Source organism: Mesorhizobium sp. WSM4307 (assembly GCF_007003945.1).
Classification (GTDB): Bacteria; Pseudomonadota; Alphaproteobacteria; order Rhizobiales; family Rhizobiaceae; genus Mesorhizobium.
Genome location: NZ_VFTB01000017.1, coordinates 26,978 through 51,447, shown reverse-complemented (window position 1 = coordinate 51,447; position 24,470 = coordinate 26,978). Strand labels below are relative to the sequence as shown.

At 64.4% G+C, this 24,470-nt stretch carries 23 protein-coding genes and 1 pseudogene; 5 read left to right on the top strand and 19 right to left on the bottom strand.

Features of this window, described 5'->3' with window-relative positions; genetic code table 11:
* The 4 genes and pseudogenes from FJV83_RS32110 to FJV83_RS32095 form a co-directional block, all read right to left on the bottom strand.
* On the bottom strand, window positions 1-903 hold the full coding sequence (locus FJV83_RS32110; RefSeq protein WP_095772009.1) for a branched-chain amino acid ABC transporter permease LivH: 903 nt from the start codon (window positions 901-903) through the stop codon (window positions 1-3).
* A 336-nt stretch (window positions 904-1,239) separates the two neighbouring features.
* Window positions 1,240-2,241 (bottom strand): 4-hydroxyproline epimerase, encoded by a 1,002-nt coding sequence (locus FJV83_RS32105; protein WP_142886813.1) that lies wholly within the window; start codon window positions 2,239-2,241, stop codon window positions 1,240-1,242.
* A 16-nt stretch (window positions 2,242-2,257) separates the two neighbouring features.
* Window positions 2,258-3,563, bottom strand: a pseudogene (locus FJV83_RS32100) (FAD-binding oxidoreductase).
* A 14-nt stretch (window positions 3,564-3,577) separates the two neighbouring features.
* On the bottom strand, window positions 3,578-4,513 hold the full coding sequence (locus tag FJV83_RS32095) for a dihydrodipicolinate synthase family protein (RefSeq protein WP_095789927.1): 936 nt from the start codon (window positions 4,511-4,513) through the stop codon (window positions 3,578-3,580).
* A gap of 69 nt (window positions 4,514-4,582) precedes the next feature.
* Between FJV83_RS32095 and FJV83_RS32090 the strand changes: the two genes are divergently transcribed.
* Window positions 4,583-5,275, top strand: coding sequence for a GntR family transcriptional regulator (locus FJV83_RS32090; protein WP_185973452.1), 693 nt, complete (start codon window positions 4,583-4,585; stop codon window positions 5,273-5,275).
* An 8-nt stretch (window positions 5,276-5,283) separates the two neighbouring features.
* Here the strand turns inward: FJV83_RS32090 and FJV83_RS32085 are convergent, their stop codons facing one another.
* From FJV83_RS32085 to FJV83_RS32075, 3 genes are all read right to left on the bottom strand, one after another.
* Complete coding sequence (locus FJV83_RS32085; RefSeq protein ID WP_095789929.1) at window positions 5,284-5,595, bottom strand: hypothetical protein; 312 nt, start codon at window positions 5,593-5,595, stop codon at window positions 5,284-5,286.
* A gap of 261 nt (window positions 5,596-5,856) precedes the next feature.
* The gene (locus FJV83_RS32080; RefSeq protein WP_095772005.1) at window positions 5,857-6,162 is read right to left on the bottom strand and encodes a hypothetical protein; all 306 of its coding nucleotides are present in this window, start codon (window positions 6,160-6,162) and stop codon (window positions 5,857-5,859) included.
* 248 nt (window positions 6,163-6,410) lie between these two features.
* Window positions 6,411-7,907: a CoA-acylating methylmalonate-semialdehyde dehydrogenase gene (locus tag FJV83_RS32075; protein WP_095789930.1), complete on the bottom strand. Its 1,497-nt coding sequence runs from the start codon at window positions 7,905-7,907 to the stop codon at window positions 6,411-6,413.
* Between the two features lie 160 nt (window positions 7,908-8,067).
* Here FJV83_RS32075 and FJV83_RS32070 point away from each other — a divergent pair, with 160 nt between their 5' ends.
* Window positions 8,068-8,949 (top strand): LysR family transcriptional regulator, encoded by an 882-nt coding sequence (locus FJV83_RS32070; protein WP_095793471.1) that lies wholly within the window; start codon window positions 8,068-8,070, stop codon window positions 8,947-8,949.
* 30 nt (window positions 8,950-8,979) lie between these two features.
* Here the strand turns inward: FJV83_RS32070 and FJV83_RS32065 are convergent, their stop codons facing one another.
* Window positions 8,980-9,552, bottom strand: coding sequence for a hypothetical protein (locus FJV83_RS32065; RefSeq protein WP_095772002.1), 573 nt, complete (start codon window positions 9,550-9,552; stop codon window positions 8,980-8,982).
* A 189-nt stretch (window positions 9,553-9,741) separates the two neighbouring features.
* Here FJV83_RS32065 and FJV83_RS32060 point away from each other — a divergent pair, with 189 nt between their 5' ends.
* Window positions 9,742-10,185: a hypothetical protein gene (locus tag FJV83_RS32060; protein WP_142886811.1), complete on the top strand. Its 444-nt coding sequence runs from the start codon at window positions 9,742-9,744 to the stop codon at window positions 10,183-10,185.
* On the top strand, window positions 10,182-12,335 hold the full coding sequence (locus FJV83_RS32055) for a phosphatidylserine/phosphatidylglycerophosphate/cardiolipin synthase family protein (RefSeq protein WP_142886810.1): 2,154 nt from the start codon (window positions 10,182-10,184) through the stop codon (window positions 12,333-12,335). Before FJV83_RS32060 ends, FJV83_RS32055 begins: the two co-directional genes overlap by 4 nt.
* Window positions 12,336-12,351: 16 nt before the next feature.
* Here FJV83_RS32055 and FJV83_RS32050 read toward each other — a convergent pair whose 3' ends face one another.
* The 10 genes from FJV83_RS32050 to rsfS form a co-directional block, all read right to left on the bottom strand.
* Entirely contained in the window at window positions 12,352-13,608 is a 1,257-nt protein-coding gene (locus FJV83_RS32050; protein ID WP_142886809.1) for a D-amino acid dehydrogenase, read from the bottom strand.
* Between the two features lie 124 nt (window positions 13,609-13,732).
* Complete coding sequence (locus FJV83_RS32045; protein ID WP_095772326.1) at window positions 13,733-14,275, bottom strand: nucleoside-diphosphate kinase; 543 nt, start codon at window positions 14,273-14,275, stop codon at window positions 13,733-13,735.
* 14 nt (window positions 14,276-14,289) lie between these two features.
* Window positions 14,290-14,712: a nucleoside diphosphate kinase regulator gene (rnk, locus tag FJV83_RS32040; RefSeq protein ID WP_142886808.1), complete on the bottom strand. Its 423-nt coding sequence runs from the start codon at window positions 14,710-14,712 to the stop codon at window positions 14,290-14,292.
* Between the two features lie 275 nt (window positions 14,713-14,987).
* Window positions 14,988-16,133 (bottom strand): alanine racemase, encoded by a 1,146-nt coding sequence (gene alr, locus FJV83_RS32035; protein WP_142886844.1) that lies wholly within the window; start codon window positions 16,131-16,133, stop codon window positions 14,988-14,990.
* 65 nt (window positions 16,134-16,198) lie between these two features.
* Complete coding sequence (locus FJV83_RS32030; protein WP_095789936.1) at window positions 16,199-16,720, bottom strand: RNA pyrophosphohydrolase; 522 nt, start codon at window positions 16,718-16,720, stop codon at window positions 16,199-16,201.
* A 30-nt stretch (window positions 16,721-16,750) separates the two neighbouring features.
* Complete coding sequence (locus FJV83_RS32025; RefSeq protein ID WP_142886807.1) at window positions 16,751-17,932, bottom strand: divergent polysaccharide deacetylase family protein; 1,182 nt, start codon at window positions 17,930-17,932, stop codon at window positions 16,751-16,753.
* A 190-nt stretch (window positions 17,933-18,122) separates the two neighbouring features.
* Window positions 18,123-19,454 (bottom strand): S41 family peptidase, encoded by a 1,332-nt coding sequence (locus FJV83_RS32020; RefSeq protein WP_095771995.1) that lies wholly within the window; start codon window positions 19,452-19,454, stop codon window positions 18,123-18,125.
* A 1-nt stretch (window position 19,455) separates the two neighbouring features.
* Window positions 19,456-20,811 (bottom strand): murein hydrolase activator EnvC, encoded by a 1,356-nt coding sequence (locus FJV83_RS32015; protein WP_095771994.1) that lies wholly within the window; start codon window positions 20,809-20,811, stop codon window positions 19,456-19,458.
* 206 nt (window positions 20,812-21,017) lie between these two features.
* The gene (gene rlmH / locus FJV83_RS32010; protein ID WP_142886806.1) at window positions 21,018-21,500 is read right to left on the bottom strand and encodes a 23S rRNA (pseudouridine(1915)-N(3))-methyltransferase RlmH; all 483 of its coding nucleotides are present in this window, start codon (window positions 21,498-21,500) and stop codon (window positions 21,018-21,020) included.
* Between the two features lie 85 nt (window positions 21,501-21,585).
* Window positions 21,586-21,963, bottom strand: a complete 378-nt coding sequence (gene rsfS / locus FJV83_RS32005; protein WP_010912111.1) for a ribosome silencing factor — start codon at window positions 21,961-21,963, stop codon at window positions 21,586-21,588.
* Between the two features lie 242 nt (window positions 21,964-22,205).
* On the opposite strand from rsfS, the gene FJV83_RS32000 reads away from it, so the two are divergent.
* Window positions 22,206-23,057, top strand: a complete 852-nt coding sequence (locus tag FJV83_RS32000; protein ID WP_095771992.1) for a mechanosensitive ion channel domain-containing protein — start codon at window positions 22,206-22,208, stop codon at window positions 23,055-23,057.
* 54 nt (window positions 23,058-23,111) lie between these two features.
* Here the strand turns inward: FJV83_RS32000 and FJV83_RS31995 are convergent, their stop codons facing one another.
* Window positions 23,112-24,410: an MFS transporter gene (locus FJV83_RS31995; RefSeq protein ID WP_142886805.1), complete on the bottom strand. Its 1,299-nt coding sequence runs from the start codon at window positions 24,408-24,410 to the stop codon at window positions 23,112-23,114.
* Window positions 24,411-24,470 lie beyond the last annotated feature (60 nt).

Sequence of the window (24,470 nt, the reverse complement as noted above, 5' to 3'; positions counted from 1 at the left end):
TCAGACCTTTTCGACTTCAGGCCGGCCCAATATGCCGGAAGGCAGGAAGATCAGCACGATGGCCAGGATCGAGAACGCCGCGACGTCCTTGTAGTCGATCGAGAAATAGGCCGACCACATGCTCTCGATGAAGCCGATCAGCAGCCCGCCGAGCACGGCGCCCGGCAACGAGCCGATGCCGCCAAGCACCGCCGCGGTGAATGCCTTCACACCCGGCACAAAACCGTCGGAGAAAGCCACCACGCCATAGTACATCAGGAACAGCGTACCGGCGACGGCGGCAAGCGAGGCACCCATGATGAAGGTGATCGAGATGGTGCGGTCGACGTCGATGCCGAGCAGTGCGGCCATCTTGCGATCCTGCTCGCAGGCGCGCTGCGCCCGGCCAAGCGAGGTCCTGTTGACCAGGTACCAGAACACCACCAGGAGCAGCGCGGTGACGATGACGATGATGATCTGCTTCAGCGACACGCTGACGCCGTCGATGTTGTAGACTTGGCTGACCATCGGCGGGATCGGCTTGTTGCGCGGACCTTGCGTCACCTGGACGAAGTTCGACAGCGCGATCGACATGCCGATGGCGGTGATCAGCGGCGCCAGCCGGAACGAACCGCGCAGCGGCCGGTAGGCCACCTTCTCGATCGTCCAGTTGTAGAGGCTGGTGAGCAGCATCGCCACGATCATCATGACCAGCAGAGCGATGACCACGGGCACCGAATAGAACAGCGCGCCGAGGATGAGGAAGACGATCAGCGCCGTGAAGGCGCCCACCATGAAAATGTCGCCATGGGCGAAGTTGATCATGCCGATGATGCCGTAGACCATCGTGTAGCCGATTGCGATCAGCCCATAGATCGATCCCAGCGTCAGCCCGTTGATAAGCTGCTGGACAAAATACTGCATGTGTACGTGGCTCCCCTGGAATGTCGCCCATGCAGACGCATTCCTTTTCGTATTTCCCCTAGTCGTAAAGTTTCGAGCCCGGATTGCAACGTGATTTTTTTGACCGCCCCGCGTGTTTCCGATTCACGTCGTTCCGACCGCCCGTTTTCTGCACCCGACCCCTGGACTATCGCGGACCCTATCATTGGCATAACGCAATGTCTTTGACGATTCGGCCGTATCATGCGCCCCGTTTCGAAGAAATCATCGTCAAAATTAGGTGACAAGAGGAATCGTTGCGTTCCTGACAAGGTTGGTCTTTTCGTCACACTCCTTTCCGCAGCGTCAGGATTCTCCTCACTTGACCACGAAACCATGCGCGAACGGATCGCGGTCGTCGATGAAGATCGTGTTCAGTCCGGTCATCCGCGCCCAGCCGCCGATCGAAGGAATGATCGCCGGTCTGCCCGCCACGGTGATCTCCTTTTCGACCTTGCCCTTGAACAGCGAACCGATGATCGATTCATGCACGAAGGCGTCGCCTGCCTTGAGCTTGCCCTTGGCATGGAGCTGCGCCATGCGCGCCGAGGTGCCGGTGCCGCACGGTGAGCGGTCGATCGCCTTGTCGCCATAGAATACGGCGTTGCGGGCGTCGGCCCCTTCCACCGTCGACTTGCCGGTCCACAACATGTGCGACAGCCTGTTGATGCCGGGGTTCTCCGGATGCACGAAGGAATACTTCTCGTTGAGGCGCTGCCGCACCACCGGGCTCCAGGCGATGAGGTCGCCGGCGGAATGATCCGCCATGTCGCGGTAGTTCTCCTGCGGCTCGACGATGGCGTAGAAATTGCCGCCATAGGCGACATCGACGGTGATCTCGCCGAGCCCGGGACATTCGACCGTCAAACCTTCGGCATGGAGGAACGACGGCACATTGGTGATGCGCACCTCTTCGATATATTCGCCGACCTGTTTGTATTCGGCGATGACCAGCCCGGCTGGCGTATCGAGCCTCAGCACACCCGGCGTCTTCGGCTTGATCAGCCCGTGTTCGATGGCCATCGTCACCGTGCCGATGGTGCCGTGGCCGCACATCGGCAGGCAGCCGGAGGTCTCGATGAACAGAATGGCGATGTCGCAATCCTCGCGCGTCGGCGGATAGAGGATCGAACCCGACATCACGTCATGGCCGCGCGGCTCGAACATCAGCCCGGTGCGGATCCAGTCATATTCGGCGAGGAAATGCGCGCGCCGTTCCATCATCGTCGAGCCCTCGAGCAGCGGGCCGCCGCCGGCGACCAGCCGCACCGGATTGCCGCATGTGTGGCCGTCGATGCAGAAGAAGGATTTCTTGGCCATGTCGTTCCTCGAAAATTCAAAACCGTTGTGGACTGAAGGGGGCGAGATCAACAGACGCAACCTGCCCCAGGATGATTTCCCGGATCAACCGTCCGGTCGCCGCGGCCTGGGTCAGGCCGAGATGGCCGTGGCCGAAGGCATAGACGACCGGCCGGCTTCCCGATGCCTTGCCGATGACGGGCACCGAATCCGGCAGCGAGGGCCGGAACCCCATCCATTCGCGCCCGCCCGAGGGATTGAGCCCGGGCAGGAACTGCTGCGCCTTCTGCAGGAGCGCCTTCGATCTGTTGAAATTGGGCGGCCGCTCTATGCCGCCGAGCTCGACGGCGCCGCCGACGCGCAGGCCCGTCTCCAGCGGCGTGATAACGAAGCCATGGCCGGAGAAGATCAGCTGCCGCTTCACATCGAAGGCGCTTTTGGGCAGCGTCGTGTTGTAGCCGCGCTCGGTCTCCAGCGGAATGCGGTCGCCAAGCTGCTGTGCCAGGAGGTGCGACCAGGCGCCGGCGGCGACGATCAGGTGCCTTGCCTGCCTGGTCGTGCCGTCGGCCAGCGTCAGCGTCGCGCCATGCTGGTCCGCCGCGATCCGGTCGATCCCAGCCCTTTCGAAGCGGGCACCCCTGGCCTCGGCGTAAGCCCACACCGCCTTGCCGAGCAGCTTTGGATCGGCGACCGTCTTCCACCCAGGCACGAAGGTGCCCTTGATGAAGCGCGGGGACAGGCCCGGCTGCAGACCCGCCAGGCCTTCGCCCTCGACATGGCGAAGGCCGATGCCGAAGCGCTCGCGCGCGGCCCAGCCGGACAGCGAGGCTCGGAACTCGGCTTCGCTCTCGTAGAGCTCCAGCGAGCCGTCCTCGCGCAGCATCGGCCGCGTGCCGGAGCGATCGAGCAGCCCCATCCATTCGGTTTCGGCGAGCTTCATCATGCCGGCCTGGGCGGCGAGGCTGGCTTCGTATTTCGCCGGCGCGCCAGAAGCGGATCAGCCAGGGCAGAAGCCGCGGCAGGTAGGCGGGCGGAATGCTGAGCGGGCCGAGCGGATCGGCCAGCCATTTCGGCAGGTGCTTGATCATGCCCTTGTGCGCCAGCGGCAGCACGTCCGAAAAGGCGAAGGCGGCCGCATTGCCGGAGCTCGTCTCCTCGCAGATGCCGGTGCGGTCGAAGATTGTTACGCCGCGCCCCGCCTCGGCGAGGAAGGCCGCGGCACAGATGCCGATAATGCCACCGCCGACAATGGCGATATCTTTCCCTTCTCCCCATTCACGCGGAGAAGGTGCCCCAGTGGCGGAGCGCTGCTCCTGTTCCGGGGATTTGGGATTTCCTGGCACGTCGATGCTGTCCCTTATTCGGCTGCCACCAGTCTGTCCGCCGATAGAGGAGACGTCTGGAGCGAAGGCAGCTTCGGCCGCGCCGCCAGCGCATCCCGTATGATCTTCTCGACCGCCTTGCGGCGCTCGCCCGACAGCGGCTGGCGTGGCATGCGCACGCGGTCATTGGTATCGATTGCCAGCACTTCGGCAAGCTTGATGTTCTGTACCAGATAGGTCGAGACGTCGAGGTCGAGCAGTGGCCGGAACCAGCGGTAGATGGCGAGCGCCTCCTCGCGGCGGCCCTGCTTCATCAGCTGGAAGATGGCGACGGTTTCGCGCGGGAAGGCGGTGACCAGGCCGGCCACCCAGCCGATGGCGCCGACCGACAGCGCCTCGAAAGCAAGATTGTCGACACCGGTGAACAGATCGTAGCGGTCGCCAAGCCGGTTGATGATCTCCGTCGAGCGCCTGATATCGTCGGAGGATTCCTTGATGGCGACGAAGCGCTTGTCCGACGCCAACTCCTCCATCTGGTCGACGGTGACGTCGACGCGATAGGCGAGCCGGTTGGAGTAGATCATGACCGGCAGGTCGCCGGCCTCGGCGACCGCGCGCAGCGCGGCGACGGTCTCTTCCGCATTGGTGTGGTAGATCGGGCTCGGCACCACCATCAGGCCATCGGCGCCTTCCCTGGCGGCGCGCCTGGCAATAGCGGCGGCCTCACGGGTGCCCGCCTCATTGACGGTCAGCAGTACCGGCTTCTTGCCGGCGACTTTCTGCGCTGTCTTCAGCACCTCGATCTTCTCGTCAGGCGACAGCATCGGCCCTTCGCCAAGCGAGCCGCAGACGATGATGCCATCGCAACCGGCCTCCATCTGCAGGCCGAAGCAGCGCTCCATTTCGGCATGGTCGAGCCGGTCGTCGGCGGTGAATTTGGTCGTGACGGCGGGGAAAACTCCGGTCCACATAGTCGTGTCTCCATCTGATATATCAGTCGTATATCTGTTAAGAAACTCACTGTCAATGCGGAATCCGTTATGATATATTTTGAATATATCAGGAGATCGCCTTTGATATCCATGGAAGCAACTATGACCTCCGAGCCGGCGGCGGCCAGGGCCTATCGCGTGCTCGAGCATATGATCGTTACGCTGGAACTGGCGCCGTCGAGCTTTGTCACCGAGGGGGCGCTTATCGAGAAGCTGGACCTCGGCCGCACGCCGGTGCGCGAGGCGATCCAGCGGCTGGCCTGGGAAGGGCTGCTTGATGTCAGGCCGCGCGCCGGCATCGCGATCGCGCCGCTGCATCCCGGCGACTGGCTGCGCGTGCTCGACGCCCGGCGCGGTGTCGAGGTGGTGCTGGCCCGTTCGGCCGCCCGCTTCGTCACCCGCGAGGCGGCCGACCTGTTTCACGAGGCGGCGCTCGCCATGCAGAAGGCGGTCATCTCGGGCAATGTGCTTGCCTTCATCCAGGCCGACAAGGCGCTCGACGAGGTGCTGGCGATGGCCGCCGACAACCCCTTCGCTGCGCGGCTGGCGGCGCCGCTGCAGACCCACAGCCGCCGCTTCTGGTTCCGCTACAAGGCGGACACGGGCCTCGCCGAGTCAGCCGAGCATCACGTCGCGCTGATCCGCTCGATCCTCGACGGCGACGAGGATGCAGCCGCCAAGGATGCCAAGCGGCTGATGGCGCTGCTGCGCGGCCATGCCGAGGTCGCCGCGACACGCTGATCGGGCGATCAAATCCCTCGCGCGGCGGCGATGGCGGTATTCTCCCATCCCTCACCGGTCGCGAAAATGCAGCTTCGACCCTGCACGTCGGTCACCAGCATCGACCAGGTCCCGCTTGCCGAGACATAGATCTCCACAATGGCGGATTGCCCGACCACACCGTAGCCGATCTGCTTTTGTTCAAAGGCCTGCGCCAGTCCCGTGACAAGGTCACTGTGGCCGCCGCAGATAAATTGCGCCTGCGCCGATAGCGTCGACAACGCCAGCACGGCGCCGATCGCGGCTATCCTGATCCATCGAAACGAAAATTTGTGTGCCATTTGGCACCTCCTTCGCCTTGGCGTTCCGGCAAAGGGAGGCACATGGGGCAGCCTCAATACACCGGGACGCTCCAGGCCGGGTTCGACGTCTTCATCACGTCACTCCTTCTGGTTTCCGGTCTGTCGTCAGGGAATTTTATCATTTCCCTGGAATCGATATGGTGAGGCCCCGATCTGAAAACAAGCCACACTCAGACCGCTGCAAAAAGGGCCTGCCGTCACGGCGTGACCTGCCGAGGGGCCGCGAACGCGCCGGGTCGCTCAAGCACCCGGCAGGGCCGCTTTCATCATTGTACTGTCCCAGCCTTCACCGACGGACAGTATGCAGCTCTGGCCCTTGGTATCGGAGGCCAGAACGGTCCAACTGCCTTGCTCGGAAACAAAGACCTCGAGAACCACGCTGGAATTGATCAGGCCACGCCCGGCCTCGATCTCATGGAACTTCTCGCCAAGTGCCTTGATCAGATCGGCCCGCGGTGCGCATTGTCCAGCCGCATTCGCCTGCGCCGCACCGGCTGATATCGCAAGCGACATCAAGATCATCGTCGCCACAAGACCTCGTGTCATCTGAGACCTCCCTGCGCCAGACGCAAAACCCCAGCTGCTACCGGCGCTGTTGATTGGCCTGCAAGCGCTGCAGGATACAGCGTAAGACGTATGGCGCCCGCTTGGTTCCATCACATTAGCGATTTGGCGGATAACGCCGCGACCACAACGAAAAGGCCCGGGCATGCAGCCCGGGCCTTCGATGTCGGATATGTTGCCGCGCGCCCGCCGCCGAGGGCGAGAGGCGCGCAAGCAAGAAAACCGTCAGCTCAGTTCATCGTCGGGATGACGAATTCCGCACCGTCCTTGATGCCGGACGGCCAGCGCGAGGTCACCGTCTTGGTCTTGGTGTAGAAGCGGAAGGCGTCCGGGCCGTGCTGGTTGAGGTCGCCGAAGGACGACGCCTTCCAGCCGCCGAACGTGTAATAGGCGATCGGCACCGGGATCGGCACGTTGACGCCGACCATGCCGACCTGGACACGGCTTGCAAAGTCACGCGCGGCGTCGCCGTCGCGGGTGAAGATGGCGACGCCATTGCCCATCTCATGGTCGTTGGCGAGCTTGATCGCGCTCTCATAGGTCGGAGCACGAACCACCGAGAGCACCGGCCCGAAGATTTCTTCCTTGTAGATGCGCATGTCCGCCGTGACGTTGTCGAACAGGCAGCCGCCCATATAGTAGCCGTTCTCATAGCCCTGCATCTTGAAGCCGCGGCCATCGACGACCAGCGTGGCGCCTTCCTTAACGCCGGTATCGACGTAACCTTTCACGCGCTCCAGCGCCTGAGCCGTCACCAGCGGGCCGAAATCGGCGGCCGAATCCGTCGACGGACCGACCTTCAGGCTCTCGACGCGCGGCACCAGCTTTTCCATCAGCCGGTTGGCGGTGTCGTTGCCGACCGGGACGGCCACCGAGATCGCCATGCAGCGCTCGCCGGCCGAGCCGTAGCCGGCGCCGATCAGCGCGTCGACGGTCTGGTCCATGTCGGCGTCGGGCATGATGATCATGTGGTTCTTGGCGCCGCCGAAGCACTGCACCCGCTTGCCCGCCGCGGTGCCGCGCGAATAGATGTAGTGGGCGATCGGCGTCGAGCCGACAAAGCCGACGGCCTTGATGTCGGGATCGTCGAGGATGGCGTCGACGACTTCCTTGTCGCCGTTGACGACGTTGAGAATGCCGGCGGGCAGGCCGGCCTCGAGGAACAGTTCGGCGATGCGGATCGGCACGCCCGGATCACGCTCCGACGGTTTCAGAATGAAGGCATTGCCGCAGGCGATCGCCGGCGCGATCTTCCACAGCGGGATCATCGCCGGGAAATTGAACGGCGTGATGCCGGCGACGACGCCGAGCGGCTGGCGCATCGAATAGACGTCGATGCCGGGGCCGGCGCCATCGGTGAATTCGCCCTTCATCATGTGCGGCGCACCGATGCAGACTTCGACCACCTCCAGGCCGCGCTGAATGTCGCCCTTGGCGTCGGCGATGGTCTTGCCGTGCTCGCGCGCCAGAATGTCGGCCAGTTCGTCATAATCGCGGGCGACCAGTTCGAGGAATTTCATCAGCACGCGCACGCGGCGCTGTGGGTTGGTGGCGGCCCATTTCGGCTGCGCCGCCTTGGCATCCTCGACCGCCGCGCGCAGTTCCGCTTGCGAGGCCAGCGCCACCGTGCCGCGCACTGAGCCGTCCATCGGCTGCATGACGTCCTGCTTGCGGCCGCTGGTGCCGGCGACACGCTTGCCGCCGATGAAATGACCGTATTCGATCATGATATCTCTCCCTTGTTTGTGATGGCGCATTGTCCGCCTTTGCGGTGGCGAAGGCAACGCGAGGGAGAACGCAACCGTTGTGCGAAAATTAGATATCGGTTGACGGGCGAGCATCAATTCTCGCAAATGAATGACGACAAGATATCTCCTGGGGATTCCCATGAACTGGGATGACGTCCGCATCTTTCTCGCCGTGGCACGCGCCGGCCAGATCCTCGGCGCCGCCCGGCGGCTGGAGCTGAACCACGCCACAGTCTCGCGCCGCATCGCAGCGCTCGAGGAAGCACTGCGCACGAAGCTCTTCCGCCGGCTGACCACCGGCAGCGAACTGACGCCGGCCGGCGAGCGATTCCTTGATATTGCCGAGCGCATGGAGGGCGACATGATCGCCGCGCGCTCGACCATATCAGGCGAAGGCGACGATATCTCCGGCACCGTGCGCATCGGCGCGCCGGACGGGTTCGGCGTCGCCTTCCTGGCCAGGCGCCTCGGCGAACTGACCGCGCTGCATCGCGAACTTACGATCCAGCTCGTGCCGGTGCCGCGCTCCTTCTCCCTGTCCCGTCGCGAAGCCGACATCGCCATCACCGTCGAGCGGCCGACCGAGGGCCGGCTGGTGGCGGGAAAGCTGGTCGATTATTCGCTGGGCCTGTTTGCCTCACGCGCCTATGCCGATGCCAATGGCCTGCCCAAAACCGCAGCCGAACTCGGCCGGCACACACTCATCGGCTATGTACCCGACCTCATCGTCAGCCCTTCACTCGACTACGCGGCCGAATTCAGCGCGGACTGGCGCACCAGCTTCGCCATCTCCTCGGCGCTCGGCCAGGCCGAAGCGGTGCGCTCGGGCGCCGGCATCGGCATCCTGCACACCTTCGTCGCGCGGTCGATGCCGGAACTGGTGGCTGTCGACGTGGTGGCGCCCATCCGCCGCGCCTACTGGCTGGTCTATCACGAATCGGTCAGGCCGCTGCGCCGCATCCAGATCGTCGCCGGCTTCATCACCAAGGCGGTGGAGCGGGAGCGGGGCCTCTTTGCCTGATTTCGCAAACCGGCAGACGCAATGCGCTGTTCAAGGTGGGTCGAGAACGAACGAATTCACGACACGCTCGGCCTTGTCCGCCAGCGGCGCCCACATCTGCTTCACCTGCTCGGCGCTCTCGCTCATCACGCTGCAATTGACATAGCCATAGCGCGCTCCCCGCAACGAGAACGCAAATCTGGAATGGCCGTGCACGCGAACATCGTTGTCGATAACCGTAAAATCCAGGTCGGCAAGTCGCACCGGGTAGCCGTCGGGAAACCTTGCAAGCTTGTCATTGCTGAAATCGGCTGTGCTGAACGATTTGCCCATCATCATCGTCCATGTTTCCATGGACCAGCCCTCGATGAACTTGCTCGGATCGGACGGAGAATCCGGTGCGGATGCATCGTAAAGCGAGGTCGACACCATGCAGGTAAGGGCCCGATCGGGGGATTGCACGCTCAGCCGCATCGCTTCCCCGGAAGGCGGCTCATTGATCCATTCCGGTGGAAAGGTTAGTGCGAACCCATTTTCCCGGTCGTGGACGGTCTTGTCGGCGGCATTGGCCGCTGTTGCGCAGAATAGAAATCCGACGGCCGTAACCAGGAAGCAGATACGCATCACCGCTCGCGAATGTGAGGCGCAGGTGGCGCCATGGGCAGGTTGTGCCGCCACGATATATCAGGATCGGTCAATAGGCGACGCCTTTTCCTTGCCACAAAACCGGCCACTGTGGCATCAGGCGTGCAGCGCCGACCACGGGCAGGTCGCCGGGTGGGAATATCGTTCAGAAAGCTGGCGCGGATAGACATGCGAGCCGTTCTTGCCATCCTGCCGCTGATTTTCGTTTCGGCCTGCGCCAACCCGTGGGCAAAAGTGCCGGAACCCGAACTGCCCAAGCCGATCCGCTACGCCATGGCGCGCCCCTCGCCTTTCGTCTTCGGCAATTATTGCGGCCCCGGCACCCGCACCGGCGATCTGTCGGCCCGGCCGGTCGACCGCCTCGACGCGGTGTGCCGGACCCACGACGCCTGCTACATCGCGCGCCACGATCATTGCGATTGCGACGGCGCGCTCGTCGCCTCCGCCAGGGCGATCCGTGATGACAAGACGGCGCCACGCAAGATGCGCGGCGAGGCGGAATTGCTGATCGCTACCTTCGCCATTCCCGTCTGCAAGGTGTTTCCCCAAGGCTTCATGCCGCCGCGCGACCCGGCTCAGTTGAGCGTCATGAAGGCCGGAGCCACCGGGTGAATCGCCACGCATTTGTCATCCTTGCCCTGTTCGGGCTGATCGCCCTTGCCGGTTGTGCCGGAACAGGCCGCGATTCCTGCGATCTCCTGCTGGGAGAGGCGGCCTGTGCGCGGCCCTGGCTGTCAGCAAGCATGCCTGGGCCGCAGGTCGCGGCGTCGCAGTTTTTTGACGACGCCGGCGCCAGCGACTACGAAAGGCGCTTCCTGGCGCTGCTCGCCCACAATCAGCTCGGCGCCATGGACCGCGCCAACGGCACCGGCCCGTTCGGGCGCAACCGCCGCGACGTGCGGAACAGCGACTTTCAGGCGACCTATTCGAAGCTGCAGCAACTGGCCGGACCGGTCAGCAGGACGCATCTGCCGCCGGCCAATGGCGGCAGCGGCGAAGGCCATTTCAACGGACGCTGGCGGGTGTCGCGGCAGACCCTCTACATCGATGCGGCCGCACGGCCCTCGTCACCCAAGAGTTTCGATTTCTCCGGCCTGCAGGCGCGCAGTACCGAGATCGTCGTGCGCCAGGCCGGCGAGCAGCCGGCTGAGATCGAGGCTACTTGCGACGGCGCGTTGGCGATCCGCGCCGCCGGCGCCGCGCGCACCATCGCCGTCGGCGCGGCATTTCGCTTCCGCCTGTCGGGTGAGGACGACACGGTCAGCCTGTTTCCAAGCGACAGCCTGAACCGCTGCACGGCAAGGGTCCGCTCCAGCCTTGCCCCGGCCGGCGCGCCGCTCACCATCCGGCGCGAAGAGGCCGCGGATCCCTCACTCGCCAGCTTCGACAGCCGCTACGAGCGCTGCCCGGTCCCCGACAGCGCCGGCCTCGACGCGCTCGAGCGTGCCTTCTATGCCAGCCGCTGGCTGTCGCAGACCTGCGCCCTGCCAATCGGCGAGCCTCGGCTGCTGCGCAAGTCGCGCGACGGCTTCAACGCCAAGGTCGAGGCGCTGATGGGCGCACCGCTGTCCGATGCGGCGATAGACAAGGGCGACCCGGAGCTGCCTCTCGATTTCTCCAGGGCGCCCAGGCTGAAGCTGATCTATCTGTCGTCGCTCGAATTCAAGGCCGACTTTTCCGGCCGCATCATCGAGCGGCTGATCCGCCATCATGCCGCCCTTGGCACCAAGGTGCGCATCCTGGTCACGGACGTGCTGGAGCGCGAAAAGGACGACTCCATGCTGCACCGGCTGGCGGCGGAGTTCCCCAATGTCGAATTGCAGGAATACCGCTGGCGCGCCGATCACGGCGCGCCGATCGACGAGCAGATCTCACAGCTGCACAAGACCCATCATATCAAGATGCTGGCGACGCTGGCTTTGGACCCTGCGCGCTCGCGCGTCATCATCGGCGGCCGCAACATCCATGACGGTTTCCTGTTCCATAGCCCGATCGACCTGTCGCGCTATCCGGACCTGCAGCAATACGGTAAGACCGATGGCTTTTCGCTGAACTACTATTCGAACTGGAGCGACTTCGACATCGAGTTCGCCGACAGGGCGACGGTCGAGACGCTCGCCGCGCATCTGTCGACGATATGGTTGCGCGACGCCGACACCAATCTGGCGCGCCCCTTCTCCATCCCGGTTCATGGAGGCGGCCACGACCGGGGCAATGCCCGGCATTTCATTTCCGTGCCCTATGAGGACGAACATGCGCTGGAGGACTATTTCGTCGAACTGGTCGACGCCGCCCGCCACCATATCCAGATCGTAAACCCCTACCTCAATCTGACGCCGAGCCTCGCCCAGGCCTTCGACCGGGCGCTCGCCCGCGGCGTCAAGATCGACATTGTCGGCCGCATCGACCTCAAGGGCGACATTGGCGGCAGGTTCCTCACCGCGCTCAACAAGCTGTTCGTCGAGAAATATGGCGACCGCATCAACATCCGCGAGTTCAAGGCGCCCGACGTGGTGCTGCATTCCAAGATCATGATGATCGACGAAAGGCTGGTCGCCATCTCCTCGGTCAATCTCAACAACCGCAGCTTCTTCCACGATTCAGAGAACGGCATGATGGTGCTCGATCCCGCCTTCTACGTCAGGATGAAGCCGATCTATGACGACTATCTCGCCCATTCGAACCCGGTCGCCAGCAACGTGACGATCCCTTGGGCCTACCGGCTGCTGTTCGACGAGGCCTGGGTCAGGCAGGCATTCTGATCTCCCTGCGCCGCGCCTATTTCAGGTAGCGCTCCTGCGCCAGCGCTCGGGCATCGATGTCGGGCACCTTGTTCGACATGACGTCGGCCAGCACCTTGGCCGAGCCGCACGCCATGGTCCAGCCGAGCGTGCCGTGGCCGGTGTTGAGGAAGAGATTGGAAAGCTCCGTGCGGCCGATCAGCGGCGGCCCGTCCGGCGTCATCGGCCGCAGGCCGCACCAGAAGGTCGCCTCGCGCATGGCGCCGGCGCCCGGAAAGAGATCGCCGACCGAATGTTCGAGCGTGCGCCGCCGCGATTCGTGCAGCCTGAGATCGAAGCCTGAAATCTCGGCCGTACCGCCGACGCGGATGCGGTCGCCCAGCCGGGTGATCGCCACCTTGTAGGTTTCGTCCATCACTGTCGACACCGGCGCCAGGGCGGCATCCTTGATCGGCACGGTGATCGAATAGCCCTTGACCGGATAGACCGGGATCGACCGCTTCATCCGGCGCATGAAGCCGGCCGAGTAGCTGCCCAGCGCCATCACATAGGCTTCGGAGGCCTTGAACCCCTTGCTGGTGCTGATATTGGCAATGCGGTTGCGGCTGCGCAGGACGCGCCAGATCGTCGTGTCGTATTCGAACTTGACGCCGCGCGCCACGCAGAGCTCGGCCAGTTTCTCGGTGAACATCTTGCAGTCGCCGGTCTCGTCATGCGGCAGCCTGAGCCCGCCGACGAATTTCTCGCGCACGCCGGCCAGCGCCGGCTCCGCCGCGATGCAGCCGTCCTGGTCGAGGATCTCGTAGGGCACGCCATATTTCTTCAGCACATCGACATCGCCACCGGTGCCGTCGAGCTGTTTTTGCGTGCGAAACAGCTGCAGCGTGCCCCGGCTGCGCTCGTCATAGGTGATGCCGGTCGCCTCGCGCAGCGCCTTCAGCGTGTCGCGGCTGTATTCGGCCAGCGGCACCATGCGCGACTTGTTGAGGGCATAGCGCTCCGCGGTGCAGTTGCGCAGCATCTTGACCAGCCAGGTCCACATGTGCGGATCGAAGGCCGGCCGCACCACCAGCGGGCCATGCTTCATCAACAGCCATTTGATCGCCTTCAGCGGAATGCCGGGCCCGGCCCAGGGCGAGGCATAGCCGGGCGAAATCTCGCCGGCATTGGCGAAACTGGTTTCCAGCGCCGGGCCTTTCTGGCGGTCGAGCACCGTCACCTCGTGACCGGCCTCGGCAAGATAATAGGCCGTGGTCACCCCAATGACGCCGCCGCCCAGCACCATGATCTGCATCGTTCACTCCTTGCCGCGCCGCGCGTCCTCAGGACGCCCGTGGACGCCACCGCATTTCTCGATTTGCGCATGATCCCAAATGAAAATCGATGCCGATTTTCGAGAACCATGCGCCGTTGCCCATTCACGCCGCCGAGGGACCGGGGTCGTCATCTTCTGTCTGCCGCATTCCGGCCGTCTCGCCAAGAGGCCGCCAATCGTCTGCGGCGCTGTAGACGAGAGTGAGCCCGTGCGGTCGCCGCCCGTCGGTCCGGTCTTTCTGCCTGACCGCGCGCCGGGCAGCCTCCGGCTGGTAGAGCACGGCCTTGATCAGGATCGACTCCCGCCGGCCGTCGGCATGCTCGATCGAAGCCGCTTGGCCCTGCGCCATGCCAAGCATGCACAGCCCACGCCTGGTTGCCACCGACAGGCTGGAGCCCACCGGTCCGCGCACCTCGTTCTGCACCAGGGTGCGCGTCTCGGCGTGACCGGCATCGACGCTGAACACCACCCTGCTGTTCAGCGTGACGATATCGGGGCCGACCGAATCGATCGGGACGATATCGGCGCTTGAAAGCTTGTGTTCGAGCATCTGCACGATCGGGTCCGCGAATGCCCGCCGGCGCTCCAGCATGATTTCGAGGACGGCGCGGTCCTTCGTCGTCAGGCAGCAATTCGTGCTTTTCATCACCGCCTCCACGTTCAGCGCCGCTGCGCGCCGGAGGCCGGCGTGTCGACGGCCTCGACCGTCACCGACAGTTCACGCCCGCCACGACTGCTCCAGCACACCGCCTGCCCGATCGCCGCTCCGATGAGCGCCGTTCCCATCGGCGTCAGCACCGAGATCCTGTTTTCGGCAATGTCGGCTTCGCCGGGATAGACCAGCATGACGCGCTGGGTCTCCCCGCCTTCGCTGCGGACCGTCACGATCGAACCCATACGCACCACGTCGGCCGGCATCGCCGCCGCGTCCGTGACGATGGCGCGGTCCATTTCGAAGAGCAGTTCCTCGGCCGTCTCCGGGGCGCGGTCGAGCAAGGCTCTCGCCAGGCCGGTCAACCTGTCATGGTCGGTGTCGCTGATCAGAATCCGGCTCGGCGGACGCAGTCCTGTTGCATATTGCATGGCAAACCTCTTGGATCGGCGCATCGAATGGATGCGCGCTTGCCACCGCACTGACGGCGGCGTGATGAAAGGCCGGCAGCCGCGAAGGGCTGTACGGCTTGATGGCGGTTTTGGATGTATGGATGCCCCGATACGGACGGACGCCGGAAGGCGACCGCGCCGGGGCTACGATCCCGCGATCGGGCAGACCCTGAACAAGGTTCTGGTGTAAGCGAAGTTGCTCATGCCCCGAACCTTGCCGACAGGCGCACGCTTGTCAAGCGCGGCCAAACCGCTCAACCGCCGACATAGCGGCGGTGAAAGCGCGGGCCGAAACTGGCCAGGATTTCATAGCCGATGGTGCCGGCATGGCCGGCGGCGTCGTCGACGCTCTGCGAGGGACCGAGCAACTCGACCAGATCGCCCTCGCGCAGCCTGCCGGGCGGCAGGGCCGATATGTCGAGAATGATCGAATCCATCGACACACGCCCGAGGAAAGGCAGGCGCACGCCCTCGAACCAGCCCGCCGAAGCGGAGCGGCGCAGCCAGCCATCCGCATAGCCGAACGAAATCGTCGCCAGGCCCAGCGGAGCGTCCGCGTGATAGCTGTGGCCATAGCCGATGCCGGCGCCCTTTTCGACGCGGCGCGTCTGCGCCACCTTGGCCTGCAGCCACACCACGGGCAGCATCGGATTGGGCTCGCCGGGCGTCGGGTTGATGCCGTAGAGCGCCGCTCCCGGCCGAGCGAGATCGTGCTGATAGGACGGTCCGAGAAAGATGCCGGAAGAATTGGCGAGCGAGGCGGGCGCCTCAGGCAGCATGGCGCGCAGCCGTTCAAAGGCCAGCCTCTGCTGTTCGTTGGCCGGATGGCGCGGCTCGTCGGCGCAGGCCAGATGGCTCATGACATATCTAACGTCGATGCCGTCGAACGCACTGCTATCCCCGGCCAGCGCCTCGACCTCGGTCGGCGCCAAGCCGAGCCGAGACATGCCGCTGTCGACCTGGATGGCAGCCGGCAGCCGGCGACCGGCATCGTGCGCCGCCGCGCGCCAGGCTTTCAACTGCGCGCCACTGTTGATGACCGCGAAGAGCCCGGCCGCCACCGCTTCCGGCTCGGAGCCCGGCGGCAGCCCGTTCAGCACGTAGATGTCCGGTCCGGTTCCGATCGTCTTGCGCAGCGCAACGCCTTCTGCCAGGAGCGCGACAAAGAAGATGTCGCAGCCTTCCCGGATCAGGGCCGCAGCCACCTGGGCCGCGCCGAGGCCGTAGCCATTGGCCTTGACCACGCCGGCGCAGGCCACGCCGCCCAGCCGCGCCTTCAGCCGCCGGTAGTTTTCACGGACCGCGCCGAGATCGATCGTCAGGATCGCTCCGGCCGCCGCTTCGCTGACCGGCCAACCGGTGACGGTTTTCGCAGCGGACCGGTTGACGGCGGCGTTCATGGCGACCCTCATTGCATCGGCCATCAATACGACCCTCGCACCAACGCGGCAACCTCGACGCGCGATTACCGCGCCAGATGGCTGAACGCCGCCACCACGTCTTCATAGACCTTGCGCTTGAACGGCACGATCAGGTCGGGCAGGTCCTGCATCGTCCGCCACGACCATTTGTCGAATTCGGCGGTGTGGCCGCCGGGCGGCGGATTGATCTGGATTTCGCTGCTCTCGCCATGGAAGCGGAAGGCGAACCATTTCTGCGTCTGGCCGCGGTACCGGCCCTTGAAGGCAATGCCGACGAGATGGTCCGGCAGGTCGTAATTGATCCAGTCCGGCGCTTCGGCGAGCAGCGAGACGCTGCGCATGCCGGTCTCCTCATAAAGCTCGCGCTCGGCCGCCTGCAACGGTTCCTCACCCTTGTCGATGCCGCCTTGCGGCATTTGCCATAGCTGCGTCGTACCGGCAAATTCGCTGTCGGGTTCGGCAATGCGATGCCCGACCCAGACCAGGCCCTCGCCATTGAGGATCATCAGCCCGACACAGGGGCGGTAGGGCAGCGTTTCGCGGTCGACCATTTTCGTCTTCGGCATCAGTCAGTCTCTCCAGCCATCTTGCGATGGCTAACCCTTTTGTGGATCGATCGCCACCGCAGAAATCGGCACGATCTCGATGCCGCGCTTCCTGGCCTCGGCAATCCAGGATGAGACGATGTCGACCGTGAGATCAAAGGCCGAGCCGATGCCGACGGCAGTGCCCTTGGCCCGCGCCGTGGCTTCGAGACCGTCGAGTTTCTTCAGGATGGCGCCGCGATCCTGCACGGCGTCGATCGCCGTATCGCCGGCGACGAAGGGCACGCCGTCCTTCAGCGCCAGGTCGGGCGCCAGGCTGCGCGCCGACGAGCCGTCGTCTATATAGGCGAGACCCCGTTTGCCGAGTTCGGCCATGAATGGCTCCATCGCCGCCGGGTCGGCGGAGAAACGCGCGCCCATATAGTTCATCACGCCGGTATAGTTCGTCGTCCGCGACAGCGCCCAGTGCAAACTCTTGAGGTTCTCCTCGGCGCTCGCCGCCACGGTCAGCGTGTTGCGGCCGGGATTGACATTGGGATAGTCGAACGGTTCGAGCGGTACCTGCATGACGATCTCGTGGCCGCTCTGCCGGGCGGCTTGCATCCAGCGGCCGATGCTGTTGCCTTGCGGCGCGAAGGCGAGCGTCACTTCCGCCGGCAGCTTGGCGATCGCAGCCTGGGTGCCGGTCTGCGAGACGGCCAACCCGCCGATGACGATCGCCACCCGCGCCCCGCGCCCACCGGACCACGGCCGTGCATAGACGTCGAACGGCCGCCTTCCATCGGCGGAGCGTATCGGCAAGGGTCCGGCGTCGCTGGCTTCGATCAGCGCCTTGTCGGGAAGATGCGCGATCTTCAGGTTCTGCCCGATACCAGACGGATCGCGGATGACGATGGCCGCCTGCGGAGGACCATCGCCCTCCTCCTTCTGCATATGGATGATCTGGGGACCACCGGTCTTGGACGGCGCTTCAACCTTTGGCGCCGCGACCGGGGCCAGAGCGGATGGCGCGGCGGCGGGTGGGCCCGCAGCAGTCACTTTCGGCGTCGAAACGGCGACCTCTTGCGGCTTGCGAAACGGCTTTTCCCTGAGCGCGATCGCGGCCGAGACGCCGACCAGCGCCAGCACGACAACGGTCGACGCGACCACGCCAGTGCTGACCTTGCGGGCAGCGCGCGGCGCCCGGAGCGACTGTCCAAGCGGGCGTTCGAAGTCCTTGCCGATATCAGCCAAGCCCTGTCCCCGCACGCATGGTTGCGAAGGCGATCCCTTCGACGACATGCGCGAATTCATCAACCCTGGCGCCCCTGGCGCCGCATCCGGAGGCTTGATCTTGCCTCCCCGAATCAAACCGCCGGAACCTTTCGGTCCCGGCAGCATCGCATTGCTTCGTTCGGGCGGCCAGACCCGGCCGACCAAACCATTACTGGTTGAGCACGGCCTTTTCCGGATTGGGCGGGAAGGCCGGATCGGTCTTCTCGCCGCGCAGCAGCTTCTCGGCAAAGATCAGTTGCAGATCGTCCTTCGGATCCGGCGGCACATAGGCGGCCGAGCCCGAGCCGGTCGCGCTCTCGTCGGCGCCCTTGATGTGGCCCTTGAGGTCGGATTCGCCGCGCGTCAGGTCCCTGCCCTGCAGTTCCGGCGGCAGCGGCTGGTCGACCTTGATGTCGGGCGTAATACCCTTGCCCTGGATCGACTTGCCTGACGGCGTGTAATAGAGCGCCGTCGTCAGCCTGAGCGCGCCATTCTCGCCGAGCGGAATGATGGTCTGCACCGAACCCTTGCCGAAGGACTGCGTGCCCACCACCGTGACGCGGCGCAGATCCTGCAGCGCGCCGGCGACGATTTCGGACGCACTGGCCGAGCCGCCATTGACGAGCACGATCATCGGCTTGCCGTTGATGTCGTCGGTCTGCTTCGGCTTGGCGTCGAAGCGGGTGACGTCCTTCGGATCGCGGCCGCGCGTCGAGACGATCTCGCCGCGCTTCAGGAAGGCGTCAGACACGCTCACCGCCTGGTCGAGCAGGCCACCCGGATTGAGGCGCAGGTCGAGCACATAACCCTTGAGCTTGTCGTCCGGCACCTGCTTCTTGATGGTCTCGATGGCGTTCTCGAGGTCGTCATAGGTCTTTTCGGTGAAGGAGGTGATCTTCATGTAGCCGATGTCGTTCTCGACCCGGAACTTGACCGCCTTGACCTTGATGATGTCGCGCACCACCGTCAGCTCGATCGGCTTGTCGGCGCCCTGGCGCAGGATGGTGAGCTTGATCGGCGTGTTGACCAGGCCACGCATCTTTTCGACCGCGTCGTTGAGCGTCAGGCCGCGAACCTCTTCGCCGTCGATCTTGGCGATGTAGTCGCCAGCCAGCACGCCAGCCTTGGCGGCCGGCGTATCGTCGATCGGCGTGATCACCTTGACCAGGTCATTCTCCATGGTGACCTCGATGCCGAGGCCGCCGAACTCGCCCTTGGTCTGCACGCGCATATCCTGCGCCTGTTCGGCATTCATGTAGGAGGAGTGCGGATCGAGAGAGGAAAGCATGCCGTTAATGGCGTTCTCGACCAGCGACTTGTCGTCGGGCGGCGTGACATATTGTGCCCGCACCCGCTCGAAGATGTCGCCGAAGATCGCCAGCTGCTTGTAGGTCTCCGATCCCGCAGCGTTCGCCGACGAGCCAGGAGCACCATAGACAAGGCTCATGGCGGATGCGCCCATCAGCGCACCGGCAAACAGAAGCGACAGTTTCCGCATCATTTCACGTCCTTCCAGAAAAACGGTCCGCCCACCATGGGGTCGGATCGACGGGTTTTCCATCCTTGCGGAACTCGACGTAGAGTTCCGGCGTGGCATTTCCATTCTTCGAAACCGAGGTGCTTGCCACCCGGGCCTCTCCCATCGCACCGACCGGCTCTCCTGCGAGCACTGACTGGCCAGTCACGACGCTGATTCTGCTCATCCCCGCCAGAACGACATGATAACCGTCGCCAGCATTGAGGATCAAGAGTTGACCATAGGAGCGAAACGGCCCCGCATAAAGCACATTCCCATCCGCCGGAGCGGTGACGATGGCTCCCGATTGTGTCGCAAGCATGTCGCCAAGCATCACCGCGCCATTACCGTCGTCCGCGCCAAACCGGCGTTTGATGCGGCCGGTGACCGGCAGCGCGATCTGCCCCTGCAGCGCCGAAAAGGGCGCGGTCGCGGTGAGCCGGTTGCCTTCGGGAACCGGCAGCGACGCCAACGATGCCGTTTTGTCGCTGTCCGTCTGAACGTCACCCGGCTGGCCCGCGGCGGCTGCCTTTGCGGCATCCGCGGCCTTGCGGGCCTTGTCGGCCTGCGCTTCGAGCGAGGCGATCAGGTCCTTCAGGCTGGAGGCCTTGGCCGCCAACTGCGCGGAACGCTGCTGTTCGGCCGCCATTTGCGCCTGCGTATCGGCCTCGAGCTTCTGCTTGGCTTCCAGCAGCATGCCGAGCCGCTTCTTTTCCGCCACCTGCTCGCCGACAGCGTCCGTCAGCCGCGCCCGCTCGGCCTCGATCGAGGCCGTCACCCGGGTCTGCTCCTTGAGGTCGGCCAGCAGGCTGTCGGTCTGCTGGCGCAATTCCGGCACCACGGCGCCGAGCAGGATGGCGCTGCGCACCGACGACAGCGCGTCCTCCGGCTTGACCAGGATCGCCGGCGGCGGGTTGAGCCCCATGCGCTGCAGCGCGCCCAGCACTTCGGCCAGCACATCGCGTCGCGCCATGAGCGAGCCGCGGATTTTCTGTTGCTGGTTCTTCAGCCCTTCCAGCTTGGCGCCGATATCCTCGATGTCCTGGCCAAGCTTCTGCTCGGTCATCGCCGACTGGATCAGCGCGGCGGTAATCGAGGCATGGTCCTTCTTGACCGCGGCGATATCGGCGGCGAGCTTGGCAAGCCGTTCGGACGACAGCGTTATTTCCTTGGAAACCTGCTCGTACTCGGCGCGGCTCTGGTCCGGATCGGGCGCCATGTCGAGCGTGTTTTCGGCCCGCGCCGAGTGGAGCGACAGGAACATCGCCACCGCAGCCATGCCGCAGCGCGCGCGCCAGGAGCCCCCTGTCGGGCCCGTTGTCGATTTCCAGCCCTCAAACATTCGCGATCTATACTATCCGCGGCTTCGTTAACGAACCATCAACCATGTTTGACCAGCCCGTCCCCGAATGGATGTTGCCCCAAGTGGTCCCCGTTTTGGGCAACGACATGCATCAAAACCACAGATTCTCAATCTAGCTCGGCATTGGGGCGGAAATCCGGGCAATGGGCGACGAATCACTGCTGATTGCAACTCTAGCGGCAGGCTCACGCGCGATGATAGGGGTGGCCGGAAAGGATCGTCGCCACTCGGTAGAGTTGCTCCCCCAGCATCACCCGCACCAGCTGATGCGGCCAGGTCAGCGCACCGAACGACAGCACCAGATCGGCCTGGTCGCGCAGCGGTGGATCGTGGCCGTCGGCGCCCCCTATGGCCAGAACCAGCGCCTTGCGCCCACCGTCGCGCAACTGCCCGATGCGATTGGCTAAATCCTGAGAGGAAAGGCTCTTGCCGCGCTCGTCGAGCAGGATCAGCGCCGTGCCCGGCTGCAGCTGCGCCTGCAGTCGGGAGCCTTCGTCACGCTGGCGCTCGATAGCGCTCTGCGCCCGGCCCTCGGTGATCTCGGTTATCCCGGTAAATTCAAGCCCGACCGCCGGCCCGCTCTTGGCGAAGCGCTCGAAATAGCGGTCGGCCAACTCCCGCTCGGGGCCGGCTTTCATTCGGCCCACGGCATGAACTGAAATCTTCATCCTCGCCTCTATAAGCCGCTAATGCATGTCACCCAAAAGTGGGAAGCGGTTTTGGGGCAATGACATGCATCAAAACAAAGGCGGCTTAGTGGAGGGTCTCTTCCTCGAGATCCGGCGCCTGCCACATCTTTTCGAGATTGTAGAATTCGCGGACTTCGGGGCGGAAGACGTGGACGATGATGTCGCCCGAATCGATCAGGACCCAGTCGGCGCCGGACAGCCCTTCGACGCGCGCCGTGCCGAGGCCGGCATCCTTGAGCGCCTTGAGGAGATGGTCGGCGACAGCCGAGACATGCCGGTGCGATCGGCCCGACGCGACGACCATGTAGTCGCCGAGGCTCGATTTCCCCTGAATGTCGATTGAGACGATGTTTTCGGCCTTGGAGTCTTCCAGACTGGCAAGGACTGTGTTGATGGCGCGGGACACGGCGTCGTTTACGCTGATCCCGGCCGGCGAAGGCACGATGTCGGCCTTCTTCCGCAGTGCTGTTCTCAGTGTATTTCCTTTCGCAGCAAGAACAACCAAATCACCCCAAAAGCAGGTGACACCACTTAGATAGGCAGAGTTCCGTTGCAGTTTCAAGACGCAGCCACAACTGACGCGAACTCGCCGATTGCCAGCCTGTTCCATGCGGGGCGCAAAAAAGATCGGAACCCTGGCGTCTGGCATGGGTTATCGGCTGACCGACCAACCGGAATCCCGCCATGCCGATCGACCCGCAAAACACGCTTCTCACAGTCCAGGCCGGCCTGGCGCAGCTCAGTACGCTGATCGTCTCCTATTCCTTCTCGGCTATCGGCGCCATCATCCTGCTGGTGGTCGGCTACATCGTCGCCGGCCTCGCCGAGCGCTCGATCTTTGCCGGCCTCGGCCATATCCACGGTTTCGACGCCACGCTGCGGCATTTCTTTTCCAAGATCGTCCGCTACGCCATCCTGATCCTGGTCGTCATCATGGTGCTCGGCCAATTCGGCGTGCAGACCGCCTCGATCATCGCCGCGATCGGTGCCATCGGCCTGGCCATCGGCCTGGCGCTGCAAGGCACGCTGCAGAACATCGCCGCCGGCATCATGCTTCTGGCGCTGCGGCCGTTCCGCATCGGCGAATCCGTCGAGGTCGGCGCCATTTCAGGGTCGATCGAGGAAATCGGTCTGTTCGCCACCAGGCTCAGGACCGCCGACGGCGTCTACATACTGGCGCCCAATTCGACGCTGTGGAACCAGCCGGTCCGCAACTTTTCGCGCAACGGGGTGCGCCGCTCCGACATCAGCCTGAGCATCGGCTCGTGGAACGACATCGACGGCGCCCAGAAGACATTGCTTGCCCTTGCCGGTGCCGACAAGCGCATCCGTCGTGAACCGGCGCCGATCGCCTTCGTGGCCAGCCTCGGTGATACGACCGTTTCGCTTACCTTGCGCTATTGGACCTCGGCGGCCGACTATTTCTCCACGAATATCGACATGACGAAGCGCGCAAAGCAGGCTTTCGACAGCGAGGGCATCTCCATCCCGCTGCCGCCGCCGGAAGCGCCTGCACAAGAGACCCGTAAGCAGTAAGCAGCCGCGAGGCGTCCAGAGCGCTTTCCCCCCGGCCGTGCGAAGGAAACCGGTTCAGTCCTTGGTCCGGCCTGCGGTCTCGTCCGGCGCATAAGCGAGTTCGACCGGCAGCGGCGCCTGTGCCGTCATCGGCGCGAAGCTGCCGGTGTCGGTGGCGGGTACCGCCTGTGTGGTGAACACACGCAACAGCACGAACAGGCAGAAGGCGCAGGCGATGACGACAGTAACATAGATGAAGGCCTGCGTGCCGAAGACGGCCGACAGCGCCGTGACGATACCCGGCACCACGAACCCGGCCAGCGACCAGGCGAACAGGAGCGAGCTGGACAGCGCCACCATATCGTCCTTGCCGGCCCGGTCGGCGGCGTGCGCGCTGGACAGCGAATAGATCGATTCCGAGGCGCCGTCCCACAAGACATAGATCACCAGCAGCGCCGGCAGCGCGCCGCCGTCGAAACCGAGCGCGAACATGCCGGCCACCGCGGCCAGCGCGGATGCCCCGATCAGCACGTAACGGCGATCGGTGCGGTCGGAAATCCAGCCGAAGGGAAGCTGCAGGATCAATGTGCCGAGCGGCATCACCGAAAGCAGCAACGCCACATCGGCCTGGCTGTAGCCCTTGGCCGTGGCATGGATCGGCGCAAAACCTGAAATCGACATCGACAGGCCGCCGACCGCCAGCATGCCGGCAACGCCGACCGGCGAAATCCGCCATGCCCGGCGCAGCGCCACGGAGGCGGCCTGCGGCGCCGGTGGCTGCGCCAGCCGTGTCATGCCGACGGGCAGGATCGACAAAGCGGTGAAGGCAATGCCGATCAACGGCGCTTCCGCGGTTTTGATGTCGACCAGCGCCAGCGTCGCATAGCCGACGCCGAGCCCGGCGACATAGGCGACGTAGAAAAAGGCCATCACCCGGCCGCGTATGGTGTTGGCCACGGCATCGTTCAGCCAGCTCTGCGCGACGATGAACAGGCCGCATATGGCAAAGCCGTAGAGAGCGCGCGCGCCGATCCACGGCACGGGATGCGGACCGGCGCCGATGGCCGCGTTGGACAGCGCGATCAGCGCAGACAGCACCATGAAGGCGCGGGCATGGCCGACCCTGCGCACCAGCGGCCCGGTCAGGATGCAGCCGGCAAGACCGCCGGCCGACAGGCCGGTGACGATCAGCCCGGCCCAGGTCGGATCGAAGCTTTCGACGCCGAGCCGGACCGGGATGTAGGCAAACATCAGCCCGTTGCCGATGGCGATCAGCGCCATCGACACGATGACACTGGCGATCGCGATCAGCGGCGTCGGCGCGCTGCCATGCTCCGGTTCGATTTTGGTATGGTGCTTCACGGGAGTGGCCATGTTCAGACACGATCGCCCATTCGGCGGCGAAAAGCCCCTGCAAAAACGACATCAGCGATC

Excerpts from the sequence above, each read along its gene's own strand:
- FJV83_RS32110 (WP_095772009.1), bottom strand. The coding sequence starts at position 903 with ATGCAGTATTTTGTCCAGCAGCTTATCAACGGGCTGACGCTGGGATCG.
- FJV83_RS32105 (WP_142886813.1), bottom strand. The coding sequence starts at position 2,241 with ATGGCCAAGAAATCCTTCTTCTGCATCGACGGCCACACATGCGGCAAT.
- FJV83_RS32095 (WP_095789927.1), bottom strand. The coding sequence starts at position 4,513 with ATGTGGACCGGAGTTTTCCCCGCCGTCACGACCAAATTCACCGCCGAC.
- FJV83_RS32090 (WP_185973452.1), top strand. The coding sequence starts at position 4,583 with ATGATATATTTTGAATATATCAGGAGATCGCCTTTGATATCCATGGAA.
- FJV83_RS32085 (WP_095789929.1), bottom strand. The coding sequence starts at position 5,595 with ATGGCACACAAATTTTCGTTTCGATGGATCAGGATAGCCGCGATCGGC.
- FJV83_RS32080 (WP_095772005.1), bottom strand. The coding sequence starts at position 6,162 with ATGACACGAGGTCTTGTGGCGACGATGATCTTGATGTCGCTTGCGATA.
- FJV83_RS32075 (WP_095789930.1), bottom strand. The coding sequence starts at position 7,907 with ATGATCGAATACGGTCATTTCATCGGCGGCAAGCGTGTCGCCGGCACC.
- FJV83_RS32070 (WP_095793471.1), top strand. The coding sequence starts at position 8,068 with ATGAACTGGGATGACGTCCGCATCTTTCTCGCCGTGGCACGCGCCGGC.
- FJV83_RS32065 (WP_095772002.1), bottom strand. The coding sequence starts at position 9,552 with ATGCGTATCTGCTTCCTGGTTACGGCCGTCGGATTTCTATTCTGCGCA.
- FJV83_RS32060 (WP_142886811.1), top strand. The coding sequence starts at position 9,742 with ATGCGAGCCGTTCTTGCCATCCTGCCGCTGATTTTCGTTTCGGCCTGC.
- FJV83_RS32050 (WP_142886809.1), bottom strand. The coding sequence starts at position 13,608 with ATGCAGATCATGGTGCTGGGCGGCGGCGTCATTGGGGTGACCACGGCC.
- FJV83_RS32045 (WP_095772326.1), bottom strand. The coding sequence starts at position 14,275 with ATGAAAAGCACGAATTGCTGCCTGACGACGAAGGACCGCGCCGTCCTC.
- rnk (WP_142886808.1), bottom strand. The coding sequence starts at position 14,712 with ATGCAATATGCAACAGGACTGCGTCCGCCGAGCCGGATTCTGATCAGC.
- alr (WP_142886844.1), bottom strand. The coding sequence starts at position 16,133 with ATGAACGCCGCCGTCAACCGGTCCGCTGCGAAAACCGTCACCGGTTGG.
- FJV83_RS32030 (WP_095789936.1), bottom strand. The coding sequence starts at position 16,720 with ATGCCGAAGACGAAAATGGTCGACCGCGAAACGCTGCCCTACCGCCCC.
- FJV83_RS32020 (WP_095771995.1), bottom strand. The coding sequence starts at position 19,454 with ATGATGCGGAAACTGTCGCTTCTGTTTGCCGGTGCGCTGATGGGCGCA.
- FJV83_RS32015 (WP_095771994.1), bottom strand. The coding sequence starts at position 20,811 with ATGTTTGAGGGCTGGAAATCGACAACGGGCCCGACAGGGGGCTCCTGG.
- rlmH (WP_142886806.1), bottom strand. The coding sequence starts at position 21,500 with ATGAAGATTTCAGTTCATGCCGTGGGCCGAATGAAAGCCGGCCCCGAG.
- FJV83_RS32000 (WP_095771992.1), top strand. The coding sequence starts at position 22,206 with ATGCCGATCGACCCGCAAAACACGCTTCTCACAGTCCAGGCCGGCCTG.
- FJV83_RS31995 (WP_142886805.1), bottom strand. The coding sequence starts at position 24,410 with ATGGCCACTCCCGTGAAGCACCATACCAAAATCGAACCGGAGCATGGC.